General features: G+C 33.9%; 16 protein-coding genes. 15 read left to right on the top strand and 1 reads right to left on the bottom strand.

The window, feature by feature from the left end:
- Positions 1 to 105: 105 nt before the first annotated feature.
- From ACESM9_RS09455 to ACESM9_RS09425, 7 genes are all read left to right on the top strand, one after another.
- On the top strand, positions 106 to 471 hold the full coding sequence (locus tag ACESM9_RS09455; protein ID WP_372997623.1) for an ornithine aminomutase subunit alpha: 366 nt from the start codon (positions 106 to 108) through the stop codon (positions 469 to 471).
- The gene (gene oraE / locus ACESM9_RS09450) at positions 471 to 2,678 is read left to right on the top strand and encodes a D-ornithine 4,5-aminomutase subunit OraE (protein WP_372997621.1); all 2,208 of its coding nucleotides are present in this window, start codon (positions 471 to 473) and stop codon (positions 2,676 to 2,678) included. The genes ACESM9_RS09455 and oraE overlap by 1 nt, the downstream gene beginning before the upstream one ends.
- A complete protein-coding gene (locus ACESM9_RS09445) occupies positions 2,668 to 4,023 on the top strand; it encodes a GlmL-related ornithine degradation protein (protein WP_372997618.1) in 1,356 nt (451 codons plus the stop codon). The genes oraE and ACESM9_RS09445 overlap by 11 nt, the downstream gene beginning before the upstream one ends.
- A 17-nt stretch (positions 4,024 to 4,040) precedes the next feature.
- The gene (gene orr / locus ACESM9_RS09440; RefSeq protein WP_372997616.1) at positions 4,041 to 5,102 is read left to right on the top strand and encodes an ornithine racemase Orr; all 1,062 of its coding nucleotides are present in this window, start codon (positions 4,041 to 4,043) and stop codon (positions 5,100 to 5,102) included.
- 146 nt (positions 5,103 to 5,248) lie between these two features.
- Positions 5,249 to 7,081 (top strand): DUF2207 domain-containing protein, encoded by a 1,833-nt coding sequence (locus ACESM9_RS09435; protein WP_372997614.1) that lies wholly within the window; start codon positions 5,249 to 5,251, stop codon positions 7,079 to 7,081.
- A gap of 23 nt (positions 7,082 to 7,104) precedes the next feature.
- A complete protein-coding gene (locus tag ACESM9_RS09430; protein WP_372997612.1) occupies positions 7,105 to 7,650 on the top strand; it encodes a LemA family protein in 546 nt (181 codons plus the stop codon).
- Positions 7,651 to 7,699: 49 nt separating this feature from the next.
- Complete coding sequence (locus ACESM9_RS09425; RefSeq protein ID WP_372997625.1) at positions 7,700 to 9,019, top strand: replication-associated recombination protein A; 1,320 nt, start codon at positions 7,700 to 7,702, stop codon at positions 9,017 to 9,019.
- Between the two features lie 3 nt (positions 9,020 to 9,022).
- Here ACESM9_RS09425 and ACESM9_RS09420 read toward each other — a convergent pair whose 3' ends face one another.
- Positions 9,023 to 10,531, bottom strand: coding sequence for a hypothetical protein (locus ACESM9_RS09420; RefSeq protein ID WP_372997610.1), 1,509 nt, complete (start codon positions 10,529 to 10,531; stop codon positions 9,023 to 9,025).
- Between the two features lie 152 nt (positions 10,532 to 10,683).
- On the opposite strand from ACESM9_RS09420, the gene ACESM9_RS09415 reads away from it, so the two are divergent.
- From ACESM9_RS09415 to ACESM9_RS09380, 8 genes are all read left to right on the top strand, one after another.
- Positions 10,684 to 11,430 carry a hypothetical protein gene (locus ACESM9_RS09415; protein WP_372997608.1) on the top strand — a complete coding sequence of 249 codons (747 nt, stop codon included), beginning with the start codon at positions 10,684 to 10,686 and terminating at the stop codon, positions 11,428 to 11,430.
- Positions 11,431 to 11,954: 524 nt separating this feature from the next.
- Positions 11,955 to 12,407 carry an RrF2 family transcriptional regulator gene (locus ACESM9_RS09410; RefSeq protein WP_372997606.1) on the top strand — a complete coding sequence of 151 codons (453 nt, stop codon included), beginning with the start codon at positions 11,955 to 11,957 and terminating at the stop codon, positions 12,405 to 12,407.
- Positions 12,400 to 13,578, top strand: coding sequence for a cysteine desulfurase NifS (gene nifS / locus ACESM9_RS09405; RefSeq protein WP_372997604.1), 1,179 nt, complete (start codon positions 12,400 to 12,402; stop codon positions 13,576 to 13,578). The genes ACESM9_RS09410 and nifS overlap by 8 nt, the downstream gene beginning before the upstream one ends.
- A 3-nt stretch (positions 13,579 to 13,581) precedes the next feature.
- A complete protein-coding gene (nifU, locus tag ACESM9_RS09400) occupies positions 13,582 to 13,953 on the top strand; it encodes a Fe-S cluster assembly scaffold protein NifU (protein ID WP_372997602.1) in 372 nt (123 codons plus the stop codon).
- A gap of 30 nt (positions 13,954 to 13,983) precedes the next feature.
- Positions 13,984 to 15,063: a tRNA 2-thiouridine(34) synthase MnmA gene (gene mnmA, locus ACESM9_RS09395; RefSeq protein ID WP_372997599.1), complete on the top strand. Its 1,080-nt coding sequence runs from the start codon at positions 13,984 to 13,986 to the stop codon at positions 15,061 to 15,063.
- Positions 15,064 to 15,138: 75 nt separating this feature from the next.
- The gene (locus tag ACESM9_RS09390) at positions 15,139 to 15,342 is read left to right on the top strand and encodes a rubrerythrin (protein ID WP_372997597.1); all 204 of its coding nucleotides are present in this window, start codon (positions 15,139 to 15,141) and stop codon (positions 15,340 to 15,342) included.
- Between the two features lie 122 nt (positions 15,343 to 15,464).
- On the top strand, positions 15,465 to 15,992 hold the full coding sequence (locus ACESM9_RS09385) for a PRC-barrel domain-containing protein (RefSeq protein WP_372997595.1): 528 nt from the start codon (positions 15,465 to 15,467) through the stop codon (positions 15,990 to 15,992).
- 11 nt (positions 15,993 to 16,003) lie between these two features.
- Positions 16,004 to 17,059: an AI-2E family transporter gene (locus ACESM9_RS09380; RefSeq protein WP_372997593.1), complete on the top strand. Its 1,056-nt coding sequence runs from the start codon at positions 16,004 to 16,006 to the stop codon at positions 17,057 to 17,059.
- Positions 17,060 to 17,172: the final 113 nt, after the last annotated feature.

Here is a 17,172-nt window from a genome sequence, read left to right as displayed (position 1 = left end):
CTAGCAAGGATTTTATACCCTTATTAGTTGGTATAATATTCCTTAAAATCAAATCTTACTACCTAGCACAAGAGGTTAATTTAAATAAAAATGGAGGGGTGCTAAGTGAAAAGAGCTGACGATTATGAAAAGAGAAGAGAGCATTTAAAAGATTTGACAGATGAGCAATTAAAGGAAAGATTCTGGGAGCTGGCAAACAAAATAGTTGAACCTATGCTTGAAATGGGCTATAAGTATACGACTCCCTCAATAGAAAGAAGTGTCCTTCTTAGAATGGGATTTTCCAGCGTTGAAGTAAAACCAATAGTTGACGGAGTTATGAAGAAAGGTCTAATGGGAAAAGGTGCAGGAAACGTTGTATGGCGACTTTCCAAGAAACTAGGAATATCTGTTAGAGAAGCCGGAGTAGGTTTAGCTGAAGGTAAGTATTGGGATGAAGTTGACACTCTTTTTGAAGGAGGGAAAAACTGATGAAATTAGATCCAATTAAAAAAATCGATATTAAAGAACTTCTGCAGGATCTAGAGAATTATAGACCTAGAAGAAGGGGCTGGCACTGGAGAGAGGGAAGAAATGAAAAAAGACAAATAGGTGATTTTGAGTATCATGAAACTTCAGAGGGCTTGAAAAATTATGTACCCCTTCCTGGAAGCAGAGGATTCGGATATATTGATCCTCAACCAGATTGCGTAATAACAACTGAAATTGCATCAGGCAGATTTGAAGATGATATAAGAAGAATGAGGATGGCTGCTTGGCACGGAGCAGACCACATAATGGTAATAAGGACAGCAGGACAATCCCATATCGATTCACTATTGGAAGGTACAAACCAGGGTATCGGCGGTATAATGGTGACAAGAAAACAAGTAAGAGCCAGCAGAAAAGCTTTAGATATGATTGAAGACGAAGTAGGCAGGCCCATAAACTTCCATTCCTATGTATCAGGTGTTGCAGGTCCGGATATAGCTGTAATGTTTGCTGAAGAAGGAGTTAATGGAGCTCATCAGGACCCTCAGTATAATGTGCTTTATAGGAATGTAAACATGATAAGAAGCTTTGTTGATGCCTGTGAAGCTAAAAAAGTTATGGCTTGGGCTGATATGCTGCAAATAGATGGAGCACACAATGCAAATGCTACAGCTATGAAAGCATGGAAAGTAAGACCTGAGCTTATGGTTCAGCATGCTATCAACTGTGCATTTTCTAGGAAAATTGGAATGAAACCAGAAAACATAGCATTATCCACAGTACCTCCAACAGCACCTCCAGCTCCTTGCATGAGACTGGATCTTCCCTATGCTGTCGCTTTAAGAGATTTCTTTAGTGAATATAAGATGAGAGCTCAGCAAAACACGAAATATATGGAATCAGATGCAAGGGAAGCAACGGTTACTCACACACTCAACCTAATGATATCTAGATTAACAAGCGCGGATATACAGTCAACCATTACTCCTGACGAAGGCAGAAATGTGCCTTGGCATTATAACAACATAGCTGCTATAAGCACTGCTAAGCAAGCCTTAGATGGCATGGATGGCCTAAGAGAAATGGTTAAGTTAGATAGAGAGGGAGTATTAGGTAAAGATGTAAGAGAGCTTAAAGAAAGAGCTGTATTATTTATGGAAGAAATGATTGAAGTTGGAGGATACTTCAAAGCAGTTGAACAGGGCTTCTTCATAGATAGTGGTTACTATCCCGAAAGAAATGGCGATGGCATTCCTAGACAGATTGATGGTGGTATCGGTGCAGGGATGATTTTTGAGAGAGATAAGGATTATTTTGCACCTGTATCTGTTCATTATGGATATAATGCTATTCCTGAAGGATTTGAGAAGGCTTCAGATGCAATAGGTGGAGATACCTTTGAAGATCCTTCTAAGATTGTTTACATTGATGAATTAGACGAGTTCGATAATGTCAATGTAAGACTAGAAGAACTATCAAAATATTATGATACAAATTATGTAAAACCAGAGGTTGAATGGAGAGCAGATGGTGTTGTTGCTGTAACCATATTCTTGCCTTTAGATGAGAGAACTGCTGAATTTGCAGCTATCAAATGCGGAGAAAAGATGGGGCTTGAAGATGTAACAGTAATTCACAAAAATGTAATGCATCCATCAGAAGGTACTTTAGTTGAAATAAAAGGTAAGGTTAAATTTGATATCGACATAAATGAACTGGTTATACCTGAAAAGATACCTGTACTATCGGAAGCAGAGATAAGAGAAGACATAGAAAAGAATCCAATGTTTGTAGTAGCTGCAACTGTAGGAGAAGACGAGCACTCTGTTGGATTAAAAGAAACTCTTGATATAAAGCACGGCGGTATAGAAGGATTCGGTATTAAATATCTGTATCTCGGTACCTCTTGTCCTGTTGAAAAGCTAGTAGATGCAGCTATCGAAACCAATGCTGACGCAATTTTAGCTAGTACCATAATAACACATGATGATGTTCATATTAAGAACATGAGAAAGATTCATGAATTATGTATAGAAAAGGGTATAAGAGATAAAGTAATACTTGCATGTGGAGGTACACAGGTTACTAATGAAATCGCTGTAGAAGCAGGCATGGATGCTGGTTTTGGAAGAGGGACTCACGGCATCGATGTAGCAAGCTTCCTTGTGAAAAAGAGAAGGGAAATGAAAGCAAACAATGAGAATTGATGTTCTTGTAGCTGAAATTGGAAGCACTACAACCGTAATAAACGCATTTAATGGTATTGGGACTCCCTGCCCCGAGTTTTTGGGGCAGGGGCAAGCTCCTACATCTGTTCTGGCGGGCGATGTAACAATAGGATTAAAAGGCGCTATAGATGATTTGAAAAAAAATTTGGATGTAGAAGAATTATCCTATGGTGAGATGCTCGCAACAAGCAGCGCTGCCGGAGGCTTAAGAATGACCGTTCATGGATTGGTTTATGACATGACAGTAAGGGCTGCAAAAGAAGCAGCTTTAGGTGCTGGTGGTATAATTAAAATGGTCACCTCTGGAAAACTTAGAAGAACAGATTTAAAGAAAATAAAAGATATAAGTCCAAACATAATTTTAGTTGCTGGCGGCGTTGATTACGGTGAAAGAGAAACAGCCTTATATAATATGGAACAGGTAGTTACATTAGGATTGAATGTACCTATAATATATGCAGGTAATATTGAAAATCAGGAAGAAGTTGTTGAAATATGTAACGAAGCAGGAGTTAAGCTATATTTAGTGGATAATGTTTATCCAAAGGTTGATATTTTGAATATTGAACCTACAAGACAAGTGATACAAAATGCTTTTGAAGAACATATAATACATGCTCCAGGAATGAGTACTGTCAGAGAAATGGTTACAGGCCCAATAATACCTACACCAGGTGCTGTAATGGAAGCTGCCAAATTGCTGAAAGAAGATTTAGGGGATTTAGTTATATTTGATGTAGGTGGTGCTACTACTGATGTTCATTCCGTTACTGAAGGTTCTGAGGAAATAAATAAGATACTCATAAGTCCAGAACCATACGCTAAAAGAACTGTAGAAGGGGATTTAGGAGTATTTGTTAATATCAATCATATTGTTGAAAAGATTGGTATAGAAGATTTAAAAGAAGAATTCCCTAATGCAGAACATCTTATAGAAAATGCAAAACCAATTCCAGAAACAGAAGAAGAAAAAAGATTTATAGAAAGATTGACTAAGGAGGCAGTATTGACTTCTCTGGAAAGACATGCAGGAAAATTGAGAAATATATATGGTCCTACAGGGAAAAAAACAATTGCTGAGGGTAAGGATCTAACCAATATAAAATATGTAATTGGAACAGGCGGTGCATTAACAAGATTGCCTGAGAGAGTAAGAATACTAAAATATGTTACTGAGTGTAGAAAGGGTCTTGAGCTTTATCCGGGAAGTGATGCTCAAGTACTTATTGATAATCATTATATATTTGCTTCTTTAGGAGTTTTATCGAAGAAATATCCTGAGGATGCCTTAAAACTGATGAAAAACAGCTTAAATATTAATTAATATATGGGAGGATAAATATGGGTTATCCTGCTTTAAAAATCAATTTGAATAAACTAGAATCAAATACTAGACTTTTAGTTGAAAAATGTGCTGCTCATGGCATAAGTGTTTCTGCAGTCACAAAAGTATTTTGTGGTATACCTGAAATTGCAGAGGCAGTAGCAAAAGGGGGAGCAGCATATTTAGCAGATTCAAGAATTGAAAATCTAATAAAAATGAGGCATATAAATCTGCCCAAAGTGCTATTAAGGATACCTATGTTGTCACAGGTTAAGGAAGTAGTTGAATATGCAGATATTAGTTTGAATTCTGAATATGAAGTAATCAAAGCCTTGTCTGAAGAATCTCAAAATAAAGGAAAAGTTCATGATATTATTCTTATGATAGATCTCGGTGATCTGAGAGAAGGGGTTTGGGTAGATGATGCTGTGGATTACGCAGGAAAAATACTAGAATTAAAAGGTATAAGACTTGTAGGCATAGGTACAAACCTTACATGCTATGGAGCAGTAATACCTAAAGTGGATAATCTATCAAAACTGGTTGAAATTGCTGAAAGTATAGAGAAAAAATATGGAACAAAGTTAAGCATAATATCCGGTGGAAATTCAAGCAGCATATATTTAGTAGAGAATGGGACTATACCAAGTGGAATTAACAATCTTAGGTTAGGAGAGTCTATAGTTCTGGGCAATGAAACAGCCTATGGTAATAGAATTGAAGGAAGTTACAACGATTGTTTTACTCTATGCGCAGAGATTATTGAATTAAAAGAGAAGCAATCAGTGCCAATAGGAGAAATTGGAGTTGATGCCTTCGGAAATAAGCCAACTTATGTAGACAGAGGTATAAGGAAAAGAGCTATTTTGGCTATAGGTAAGCAAGATGTAAGGATAGACGGGCTTACACCTATTGATGAAAGAATTATAATTCTGGGTGCCAGCAGCGATCACATGATAATAGATGTTACGGACAGCCAAAAAAATTACTCCATAGGAGATATTGTAGAATTTACAATGGACTATGGAGCACTGTTATCAGCAACAACATCAGACTATGTGAATAAAGTTATTGAATAACATTATTTACTAAGGGGCGAGTTGCCCCTTTTATTATTGTATAAGAAATGTATAATTTTATTCACAACTTTTTTATTTTAACTACTATTGATAATTTCCTGTATTTGATTATATATTATAGATATATAGGTAAAGGTGGTGATAAATTGAAAAAGATATTATTTTATGTTCTGGTAATATTGATAATGGTCGTTAATCCAGTAGCAGCAGAGGATAGCAGAAGCTACATAATCAATGAATTTAATGTTGAAGCTAAACTAAACTCAGATGGTTCTATGGATGTAAAGGAAACCATTATATATGATTTTGAAGGTGAGTTCAACGGAATCTATAGAACTATAAATACTGAAGGTTCTGATGGTATAGAGAATATTCATTTATATATTGGTGATAGTAAAGATCCTATTAAAGAAGACTACTCCCAAAGCAATAATACATATGAAATACTAGAAGAATCAAAGGGTATAAGATTAAAAGTATATTCGAAATCCAAAGATGAGATTAAGAAATTCATTATTGTGTATAGAATTATGAATGTTGCTGTAAAGTATAATGATGTTGCAGAGTTATATTGGAAGTTCATGGGCATAGATACAGATGTGGTCATAGAGAATTTCAATGTAAAAATTAGTTTGCCTGGAGAAACTTCAAAGGATAATATAAAAGCTTTTGCCCACGGTCCATTATCAGGTATAGTTGAAATCATTGATGAACAGAATATTTTGTTATCTGTAAAGGAACTAAGGCCAAATAACTTTGTAGAAGCCAGAATACTATTTCCTGCAACATTGATAGAAAGCTCAAATAGAATTGTTGAAAAAAATGCATTAAACTCTATTATGGCTGAGGAAAAACAATGGGCAGAAGAAGCAAATGCTAAAAGACAAAGGGCAAGAATTTTTATCTCTATATCCTTTATATATGCTTTATTCGAAGTCTTTCTTGTAGGTTTCATTTATTTTAAGTATGATAAGGAATACAAAACCACTTTTAAGGGCCCATATTATAGAGAATTGCCTGGAGACTACTCACCTGCAGTGATGTCGATACTTTGGAACTTCGGATCAATTAAACCAAGAGATATAACCGCAACATTGATGGACTTGGTAAGAAGAAAGTATATAAATCTAAGTCAAGAAGTAGTAAGCAGTGGAAAGCTATTTGGTAAAAAGAATGATATAGATTATTCCTTTACACTGAATGAAAGTAGTGACACTTCACAACTTTCAAAGCATGAGGCTTTCTTCATAGATTGGATGATTAATAAAATTGGCAGTAATAACAGAGTATCTTTGGATGATATTGAGAAATACACAAAAAGTCGAACAGGGGCAATGAATTTTCAATCTGATTATTCAGCCTGGACAGAGTATGTAAGACAAGAATCAAAAAAATACGATTTCTTTGACAATAGATCCTATCGAGGTATGGCAATTGGCATTTTGTTCGCTTTATTAGGTCTTGCTTTAGCCATATTTACACTGGTAGCTCATGAAAATGTTTTGGGATTTATAGCAACCTTGATTGTTTCCATAGTTTTGATGATTTACTCTATAACAGTAAGAAGGAGATCAAAAAATGGAGTCCTTCAATATCAGATGTGGAAGGCTTTTAGAAAATTTCTTCTCCATTTCAGTCAGCTTGACAAAGCAGAAATTCCTTCTGTGGTAGTTTGGGAACATTATCTGGTTTATGCCATATCATTGGGAGTTGCCAAAGAAGTAATTAAGCAGTTAAAAATGGTATTTACAGAACAAGATTTCAATAGCAGAGGACTCACATATATGTATTATGGGTATTATGGTCGTGGGATTAATCATTTTGACGCCTTAGACAGAGCAACAAGCTCATTGACAAAGGCAGCAGAATCGACTTATAAGCAAGCGGTATCAAAAATGTCTTCATCGAGCGGTGGAGGAGGCGGCTTCTCCAGCGGTGGTGGTGGAGGAGGCGGCGGCGGTGGTGCCGGTGCTTTCTAATAAAATGTTAGGAGGAGATAGTAATGATGTGGATAATTCTTATTATTATTGCAGTGATCTTAGGCGGTATTATGACCATTTATAACAGTCTTATAACAAAAAGAAACAGGGTTAAAAATGCATGGTCTCAGATTGATGTTCAATTAAAAAGGCGATTTGACCTTATACCAAATATTGTTGAGACTGTAAAAGGTTATGCAGCCCATGAAAAGGAAACGCTAGAAAATGTAATAAAAGCAAGAAATACTTATGTTAATGCAAAAACTCCAGAGGATGCCATTGAAGCAAACAATCAGGTGGTTGGAGCGTTAAATAGGCTTTTTGCTTTAGCTGAAAGCTATCCGGATTTAAAGGCCAACCAGAACTTTATACATCTACAAACTGAGCTGACAAATGTAGAAGATAAAATAGGCTATGCAAGACAGTTTTATAATGACACCGTATTGATGTATAATAATTATAAGCAGATATTCCCAAATAGCTTTATAGCCAATATGTTTAATTTCAAGGATGAGCCTTATTTTGAAGCTAATGAAACAGAAAGGCAAAATGTCAGGGTTCAATTCTAGTCCCGCTTTATAGCTGAAAGGTTGGATGCAACAAATGAAAAAGGATCAAATAAGCATATTTGATGTAAAACTAAATGAAGAACTGAAGAAAGAAGGTCCCCTCGCAGTTAGAATGAGGCCTAACTCACTGGAGGAGTTTGTTGGGCAGGAAGATATAATTTCTCCGGGCAAGCTGTTATATAGAGCTATTAAAGCAGATAAATTGACTTCTGTTATACTTTGGGGGCCTACTGGATGCGGCAAAACTACTCTTGCAAAGATTATATCAAATACTACAAAAGCATATTTCCAGCAGATCAATGCAGTATCATCAGGTGTTCAGGATATAAAAAAGGCTGTTGAAGAAGCAAAATTACGAAGGGGATTTAATGGTCAAAAAACTATAATTTTCATAGATGAGATACATCGTTTCAATAAAAGCCAGCAGGACGCATTGCTGCCCTATGTAGAAGATGGAACTATAATACTTATTGGTGCGACTACAGAAAATCCGTATTATGAGGTTAATGATGCTTTGATTTCCCGTTCTACAGTGTTTAAACTAAAAGAATTGGAAGAATCAGATATAAAAAAGATAATCTTAAGATGCCTACAAGATAAAGAGAGAGGTTTAGGAGCTTATAACGCAATTATTACCGATGAAGCTCTGAAGCTTCTTGCATTTTTATCGAGCGGAGATGCCAGAAAGGCTCTTAATGCTTTAGAATTGGCAGTATTATCTACTGAGAAAAATGATGATGGAAGAATAATTATTAATGAAGATATAATTTCTGAATCTATTCAGAAGAAGTCTGTAAATTATGATAAGTCCGGTGAAAATCATTACGACACAATATCTGCATTTATAAAGAGCATGAGGGGCTCAGACCCTGATGCTGCTATACATTATTTAGCAAGGATGATTAATTCAGGAGAAGATCCTATGTTTATAGCAAGAAGAATAATCATATGTGCATCAGAGGATGTGGGAAATGCGGACCCTATGGCATTATGCGTTGCAGTTAATGCAGCTGAAGCAGTAAAGATGATAGGTATGCCTGAAGGCAGGATAATTTTAGCCCAGGCTGCTGTATATGTAGCCTGTGCTCCTAAAAGTAATGCTTCATACATGGCTATAAATAATGCATTAGAGGATTTAAGCACAAAAGACGTAGGAATTGTACCCTATCATTTAAGGAATGCTGCATTTAAGAATGCAGAAAATTATGGTTATGGAGTAGGTTATAAATATCCTCATGATTATAATAACAATTTCATAGAGCAACAATATATGCCTGATATACTATCAGGCACAACTTACTATAATCCAACAGATAATGGGTATGAGAAAACTATTAAGGAACATTTATCAGATTTAAAGAAGAAATAAGTTTTATTCTTTGAACCATTTAGCAACTGTTTTAATAAAACCTTTAGGTTTATTGGGGTGTTCTTCATTGAATACCTCTTCTTTATTGTTTTTGTTAATTATAATATTATTGGATACCTCTTCTTTATTGCTTTTATTATTTATAATTTTATTTGGGGCTTCACCTTTATTATCATTGTTTTTTAGTAGAGAAGGCTCAACGCTTGATAATACTCCAGTGAGTATAGATGAATTTTCTAACTTTATAGTCCTAGGTTTTGATTTCATGAATTTCTCTTTAAAATTGCTATGCCTTAGTACTTGGCGATGTTCCTCATGATAATCCATATCATCTTCATATTTGCTTTCAAAAGATTTTTTACTTGCTTTTTTATCTTCTATTTTACTGAGCTTTCTGCTTAAATCTTCAATTTTTTCTGTCAAGAGATTCATATGATCTAGTATGAGAGATGTATTATTCAAGCTATCTTTATCTTTAATTGCTTTTTGATTATCTAAAATATCCATGTTATCAAAGGGCAACCCTATTTCTAACATATCATTTACTGAACATATATTCTTCCTCTCTTCAAAATCATTATCAGAAATATCTTTGAATATTTTTACATAGTGTAGAACAGGTAATTGATGTAAAGGTATTTTTTTAAAATTAATCCACTGCTTTGCAACAATGCTATAACTGTTTTCGTAATAGCAGTTATTATAAATATAGTTAACTTTTAAAATATCGCTAATAACATCAATAATCAAAACAATATCTTTAGAAATAATATTTAGTTTTATAATATCTATAAGTGAGAAAGCCGAATTAACTAATAAGGATTTAGAAAAATAATAAATATTTAATGTTTTATTATCAAAATTGTAACAAAACAAGTTCAGATTGTTATCATGTACTGAGGTGCTTATATATATATCATCGGAGTTAAGATTGACTATTGGTATGTGTGACCATCTCGAGCTCGTAACTTCGTATAGAAAATAATTTAAGGATAAGGACTGTCCATCATATAAAGTAGATATAAGATGAAGATTATTATAGCCTGTCATTTTTATGATTTCAGAGTTTTTTATTGCTTTAGAATATACTTCGCATATAAAGGATTTTTCCCAGTCATTATTTGATTTTTTAAGTAAAAATAGATCATAATAGTATTCTAATAATAGTTTTTTTGCAAATACTATATGTATTCCATCTGTTAAAGCAAAAAGCCCAAGGGGGATAATATTGCCAAAATCTTTTCGCAAATTCAGTTCTTCTATATGCCATCCATTATTATCAAATGTCACAAACAAAAAATTTTTCTCTTTTCCTTCGCATAGCAAATATATATTATCATCATGGGATTTTGAATAGAAAAAGTTATCATATACATTACTTACCAGTATAGTCTCTTTCGATTTAGCATAAAAGTCTACCATTTTGCAATATATAGCTGAATTCTCATAATAGATGCTTAATTTATTGCCTCTAGATTCAATAATTATTTTATAGCCATTAGAGCTTGACACTATCCCACCACCTTTTTTATAACCTACAAAATTATATGGTTAAATATTTGCTTTTATGTTGTTTATTAGCATCAAATTCTTTACACAAAAAAAATGAACTTTACATATTATGTACTATGAAAGATATAATCATGTAAGGAAGGTGTTTATATATGCCATTACCTCAGGTTGAATGCACTGGTCCAATAACCCAGGGAGGAATCACTGTTTTTAAGGAATGCATAAAGGTAAAGAAGGTATTTGATGAATTTGTTTTGAGAGAATGTGTAGAGGGAATTGAGTTTGAAGTTGATGAAAAACACGATGGTCTAAAGGGTTGGATTGAACCTGCTTTGATTTTAAGAGATTGCAAAATCATTGATCCCAAAATAAAGGATGCTTCTAAGCATAAAAATTTTGTCAACACCAGTAATGGAGGAGAAAGAAGACTTAGATTTTCAGGCAAATGCTGCTGTAAAGTATTCGCAAAAGATTCACGGGGTAACATTATAAGATTAAAGGTTAAAAATGTACCTCCAGGTAATGCATTATCTAAGGGACCTGATGGAGAGCTATGCTTTAATTTTAGTGTAAGAAGGCTTTATCCTGGAGCTTCAGCGGAAACCTTTGAAAGATTGCTTCACTTTGTTGATCAAGAAGCTTTTGAATTACAATGTTTAGGAGAAGCAATAATTGATGATGAGAATAATGAATTGAACGATGGTACACTTTTGACCAATATAGGAATGTTTGTTGCAATAAAATTTGATGCAGAGGTTCAATTATGCATACCAGTATTTGGATATTGTGAGATAACAGATGAATGCACAGCAGAAGACTTCTGCGACAATTTTGATCTTTTAGATATTCCTAATTTTAATCCTCCTCAAATAGATGATGTAGATCCTTATTGCGATTAGCCGATGAGAATAGAAAATGAAAGTAAATGAATTCAATAAAAATGCGATTATAAGAGAAGTGATAAAAACATATCCAAATACCAGAAAAATATTTAAACACTATGGTATGGATAGAATAGGATGTGGGTGAGGAGGCTTTTCAAAACTGACAATTGAGCAGGCTGCTCATCTAAGAAAAGTTGATGTAGATAGATTAATTATGAGGTTGAACAAATCAATAAAAGGTTAGAACAGTCTAACCTTTTATTGATTGTATATCAACCATTGCTGATACAAATCGTATCAGCAATTTAATATAGATAGGCACGGTAAAGGTATATTCCTTTGCTGTGCCTTGATTTTTTATGTGCTTTGGCGTAACATTTGTTTTTAAATTAATAATTATTACAAATAATATATGAAAAAGGTAGTCTATATTTTCCCATGTTTTTTAAAAAAAATAATTGACAGCAAATATATAAAGTGATATCTTTAAAATGTAAATCCTAGTTTATTACTAGGAATTCATGAGGGAGGTTGGTATCGTGATTCTATCTACTAGAGGCAGATATGGACTCAAAATGATGTTGGAACTAGCATTAAATTATGGTAAAGGTGCAATGCCGCTAAAAGATATTGCAAGAAAGCAATCACTCTCAGATACATACTTAGAGCAATTGATATCACCTCTAAGGAAAAGCGGATTAGTCAACAGTACAAGGGGTGCTCAAGGAGGCTATGAATTAGCAAAGCAACCCAGCGAAATAAAAGTAGGAGATATAATCAGAGTACTGGAAGGCTCATTGGCTCCTGCCCAGTGTGTATTGGAAGAAGAACCGGAATGCAGTAAAGCGGACTACTGTGCTACAAGGCTCCTTTATGAGAAAATAACTGAAAGCATCAATAAAGTAATTGACTCCATAAGCCTTAAAGATATGGTTGATGACTATTATATGCTAAACAATACAAATAATAAGAGGAGAAGTGAAAATGAATAAGAGAATTTATCTTGATCATTCAGCAACAACAAGTACAAAGCCAGAAGTATTGGAAGAAATGATTCCAGTGTTTACCGATTATTTTGGAAACCCCTCCAGCATATATTCTTTCGGAAGGGAAGCAAAAAAGCTTGTAGATAAATCTAGAGAAAGAGTAGCTAAGGCATTAGGAGCGCTTCCTGAAGAAATATTCTTTACAGCAGGTGGTTCGGAATCTGATAACTGGGTATTAAGAGGAGTATCATATGCAAATAAGAATAGAGGAAATCATATAATAACAACTTCTATTGAGCATCATGCTATTTTGCATACTTGTGAGCAACTAGAAAAGGAAGGATTTGAAGTTACCTATCTGCCTGTTGACAGTTATGGAATGATAAGCCTTGAAGATTTAAAAGCAGCAATTACAGATAAAACAATTCTTATATCCATAATGTATGCAAATAATGAAATAGGTACTATACAACCTATAGAAGAAATAGGTAAGATTGCCAGAGAAAGAAACATATATTTCCATACAGATGCAGTTCAAGCGGTAGGAAATGTAAAGATAGATGTAAAGGCTCAAAATATTGATATGCTGTCTCTATCAGCACATAAATTTTACGGACCAAAGGGCGTAGGAGCTTTATATGTAAGAAAAGGCACCAAAATAGCAAACCTTATTACAGGTGGAGGGCAGGAAAGAGGAAGAAGAGCTGGCACTGAAAATGTACCTGGTATAGTAGGATTAGGAAAGGCCATAGAATTGGCTACAGAAAATATCGATAAGTATAATGAAAAATTATTGAAACTTAGAACAAAGCTGATAAATGGAGTTATGGAGAAAATACCTTATACTAGATTGAATGGTCATCCTGAAAAGAGATTACCTGGCAATGCAAACTTTTGCTTCCAGTTTATAGAGGGTGAGTCATTGCTATTAAATCTTGATATGAAAGGAGTAGCAGCATCAAGCGGCTCTGCTTGCACATCAGGCTCTTTAGATCCATCCCACGTGCTGCTTGCTATTGGATTACCACATGAGATTGCCCATGGATCACTTAGGCTTACTCTAGGTGATGAGAATACAGAAGAAGATGTAGATTATGTATTGGAAGTATTGCCAGAAATAGTACAAAGACTTAGAAATATGTCACCATTATATGAAAAAGTAAAGGGAGGAAAATAAACAATGTACAGCGATAAAGTGATGGATCATTTTACTTCACCTAGAAATGTTGGAGAAATTGAAAACGCTGATGGTATAGGAGAAGTAGGAAATGCAAAATGTGGGGATATAATGAAAATATATCTTAAAATTGAGAATGATATTATAAAGGATGTAAAGTTTAAAACCTTTGGATGTGGAGCAGCTGTTGCTACTAGTAGCATAGCTACTGAAATGATAAAAGGCAAAACCGTAGAAGAAGCCCAAAAACTAACAAATAAGGCCGTGGTTGAAGCTTTAGATGGTCTACCACCACAAAAAATACATTGTTCGGTTTTGGCTGAAGAAGCTGTAAAAGCTGCTATAGAAGATTACAAAAAGAAGCATAATAAATAGTGAAAAAACTATTGCTAGTAGGTGCATTAGATGAAGAATAGAGTGGTAATAGGGATGAGCGGCGGCGTTGATAGTTCTGTCGCCGCTTATCTGCTTAAGGAACAGGGATATGAAGTTATAGGCGTAACAATGAAGCTTAGGAATAACGAAGATTTTGAGAAGGATAGCGGTAGGGATAGTTGCTGCTCTCTATCTTCCGTAGATGATGCAAGAAGAGTATGCAATAAACTGGACATACCCTTTTATGTTATGAACTTTACTGAGATATTTGAAGAAAAGGTTGTCAATTATTTTATAGATGAATATTTCAGAGGAAGAACTCCAAATCCCTGCATAGCCTGCAACAAGTATGTGAAATTTGATGCTTTGCTGAAAAAGGCCAAAGCTTTGGAGGCAGAATATGTAGCAACCGGTCATTATGCAAGGATTTTTCATGAGTCGAGTCTTGACCGTTATCTAATAAAAAAGTCTGCAACAGCAACAAAGGATCAAACCTATGTATTATATAATTTAACTCAGGATCAGCTTAGACATATTCTCATGCCGTTGGGTGATTATACTAAGGAAGAAACAAGAAAAATTGCAGAAGAGTTGGATTTTGATGTAGCCAATAAACCCGATAGTCAGGAAATATGCTTTATTGAAGATAATAATTATGGCAAGTTTTTGGAACAAAAAAGAGGAGAAAGCATAGAACCTGGCGATTTTCTGGATACCGAGGGAAATGTTTTGGGTAAGCATAAAGGTATAATACACTACACCATAGGTCAAAGGAAAGGTCTTGGAATAGCTCTCGGAAAGCCAATGTTTGTTGTAGATATTATACCTGAAAAAAACCAGGTAGTGCTTGGTGAAGAAGATAAGGTATTTAAAAATGAACTTACTGCAATTAATGGAAATTTCCTTCCCTTTGATAAGCTTCAGCATCCTATGAGAGTTAAGGCAAAAATAAGATATAGTGCAAACGAGAGTAGCGCCTGGGCTATACCTGCAGAGAATGACAGATTCAAATTGGTTTTCGATGAACCTCAAAGGGCAATAACACCAGGTCAAGCGGTGGTATTGTATCAAGATGATTATCTCATCGGCGGAGGAGTAATACTAAAGTAAGTAAAAGTATAAAAACACCTTTAAAAGCAAATATTATTGTCAGGAAACCAAATGAGCTTTTGGAGGTGTGTATACATGGCTGACGATAAAATGAATACCAGAGATTGTTTGCAGAGAGCTTGGATGAATACCATGGAACTTGTTCGGGATTTTGAAATGTATTCAAAAAGGATTGAGGATGAAGAAGTTTCAGAAGTTTTTAAGAAACTTGCTGAGGAACAAGGGATGCAGGCATCTAATTTAAGGGAGTTATATCATAAATATGATCAGAATCAATAAAGACCGTTTAGCGGTCTTTTGTTTTTTAAAATAATTAACTATTCTGAAGAAATTAGCAATCATTTTTTCTCTTAGACTACAAAACATAATGATAAGTAATATTATTGGGGGTTATAACACAAATGAGATGTAGTGAAATTATTGATAAACCAATTTTCAATACTATAGAAAAGGATTCTTTTTCTACAGTATATGATGTAATACTAAATAGGAGTTCAAATAGAATTCTAGGGTTTACATGGAAAAAAAAGATATTAAAAAAACAATATGGAATTATATTATTAGATGATTTACTACTTATTAGCAGAGATGGCTTATATATGAAAAATGATAAAATTTCCAGGGAGTTTGATTATAATAATAGATCAAAATTTGGTTTATCATATATACATGATATTTTAAATAAAATAGTATTAAACATTGATAATGAAGTTATAGGTATAGTACGGGATATTATTTTAGATATAAATAGGGGTCGCTATATTAGTCTCGAGTTTTCAGAGGGTTATATTGATGATATTATAAGCGGGAGAAAGCTCATAACTGCTGGACTAGGATATAAAATTGACTCTGAAGCCCTGATTTTATACGATAGCAATGTAATACAACCTCAAGGAAGGGGGTTGTTGAATATGAATAAGTTGACATAATACAATTTGGAATGATGTATATGCTAGAGTATTTAAAAAATAGAGAAGTGATTCATAAATTTATAAAGTATGGAATTCTATTTTTATTTTTGTTTCTTGCAATTAAGTATAGGGTTTTATTATCTGATGTAATCAGCCCTTTTCTTATATCAGCTCTTTTAGCATATCTCCTTAATCCTATTATACATTTTTTAGAAAGGAAAGGGTTAATAAGAATTTACAGTGTAATTTTAGTATATATAATTTTTCTATGTATGGTAGTATTAATTGGGTTGATTATAGTTCCAAAGTTATTCAAGGATATATCAGTATTAGTTGAGAGTGTTCCTATTTATGCTAAGCAGTTTGATAAGCTGTATAAAAGTTTTCAAGACGGGTATATAAATAGCAATCTACCTCAAGGGCTCAAAGATATAATAGATGAAAATATCATACTTATACAAAGTATAGTTTTGAATTTTCTACAAAATGTAGCAGATTCGTTAATAAATATCTTCTCTCAATTATTTAATTATATAATCGTACCTGTGCTTACATTTTATATGCTTAAAGATTCGGAGTATTTTAAGAATCAACTCATACTTTTTTTGCCTAGGAAAAAGCGAAGTAAAATTTTGCAGCTTTTTAAGGATATTGATAATGTTTTTGGTAAATATATAAGGGGACAGATATTTATTTCTTCAGTAGTAGGAATTCTTACTACTATTGCATTAGTTTTAATAAGGGTTAAATACGCTTTAACATTAGGTATATTTGCAAGCATATCAAATATAATACCCTATTTTGGTCCTATTATAGGTATGATTCCCACAGTAATATTTGCACTTTTGGATTCTCCCACAAAGGCTATATATGCAACAGGTGCATATATACTGATTCAACAGATAGAAAGTGGAATTATCACACCTAAAATTATTGGAGAAAGTGTTGGGATACACCCTATTTATATAATTATGGCTTTGATAATAGGAGGTAAAATATTTGGAATTGTTGGATTAGTAATTGCAGTACCTTTTGCAGCAGTAATAAAACTATGTTTGAGGCATTTTCTAAAAAACTTTATATGATGGCTTAAATCTACCTTAGCGTAAAGTTACCATAGGGATTGTATGGAAATAAAAGTAAAACAATAGAAAAGAAGACTTCATCCTGTTATGATATAAGCTGACAAACAAATAAG

The organism is Lutispora sp., assembly GCF_041687175.1.
Lineage (GTDB): Bacteria > Bacillota > Clostridia > Lutisporales > Lutisporaceae > Lutispora.
This window is presented reverse-complemented; position numbering and strand designations above follow the sequence as displayed.

Coding starts and splice junctions, on each gene's coding strand:
- ACESM9_RS09415 (WP_372997608.1), top strand. CDS start 10,684: ATGCCATTACCTCAGGTTGAATGCACTGGTCCAATAACCCAGGGAGGA.
- ACESM9_RS09430 (WP_372997612.1), top strand. CDS start 7,105: ATGATGTGGATAATTCTTATTATTATTGCAGTGATCTTAGGCGGTATT.
- ACESM9_RS09390 (WP_372997597.1), top strand. CDS start 15,139: ATGGCTGACGATAAAATGAATACCAGAGATTGTTTGCAGAGAGCTTGG.
- orr (WP_372997616.1), top strand. CDS start 4,041: ATGGGTTATCCTGCTTTAAAAATCAATTTGAATAAACTAGAATCAAAT.
- nifS (WP_372997604.1), top strand. CDS start 12,400: ATGAATAAGAGAATTTATCTTGATCATTCAGCAACAACAAGTACAAAG.
- nifU (WP_372997602.1), top strand. CDS start 13,582: ATGTACAGCGATAAAGTGATGGATCATTTTACTTCACCTAGAAATGTT.
- ACESM9_RS09380 (WP_372997593.1), top strand. CDS start 16,004: ATGATGTATATGCTAGAGTATTTAAAAAATAGAGAAGTGATTCATAAA.
- ACESM9_RS09385 (WP_372997595.1), top strand. CDS start 15,465: ATGAGATGTAGTGAAATTATTGATAAACCAATTTTCAATACTATAGAA.
- oraE (WP_372997621.1), top strand. CDS start 471: ATGAAATTAGATCCAATTAAAAAAATCGATATTAAAGAACTTCTGCAG.
- mnmA (WP_372997599.1), top strand. CDS start 13,984: ATGAAGAATAGAGTGGTAATAGGGATGAGCGGCGGCGTTGATAGTTCT.
- ACESM9_RS09445 (WP_372997618.1), top strand. CDS start 2,668: ATGAGAATTGATGTTCTTGTAGCTGAAATTGGAAGCACTACAACCGTA.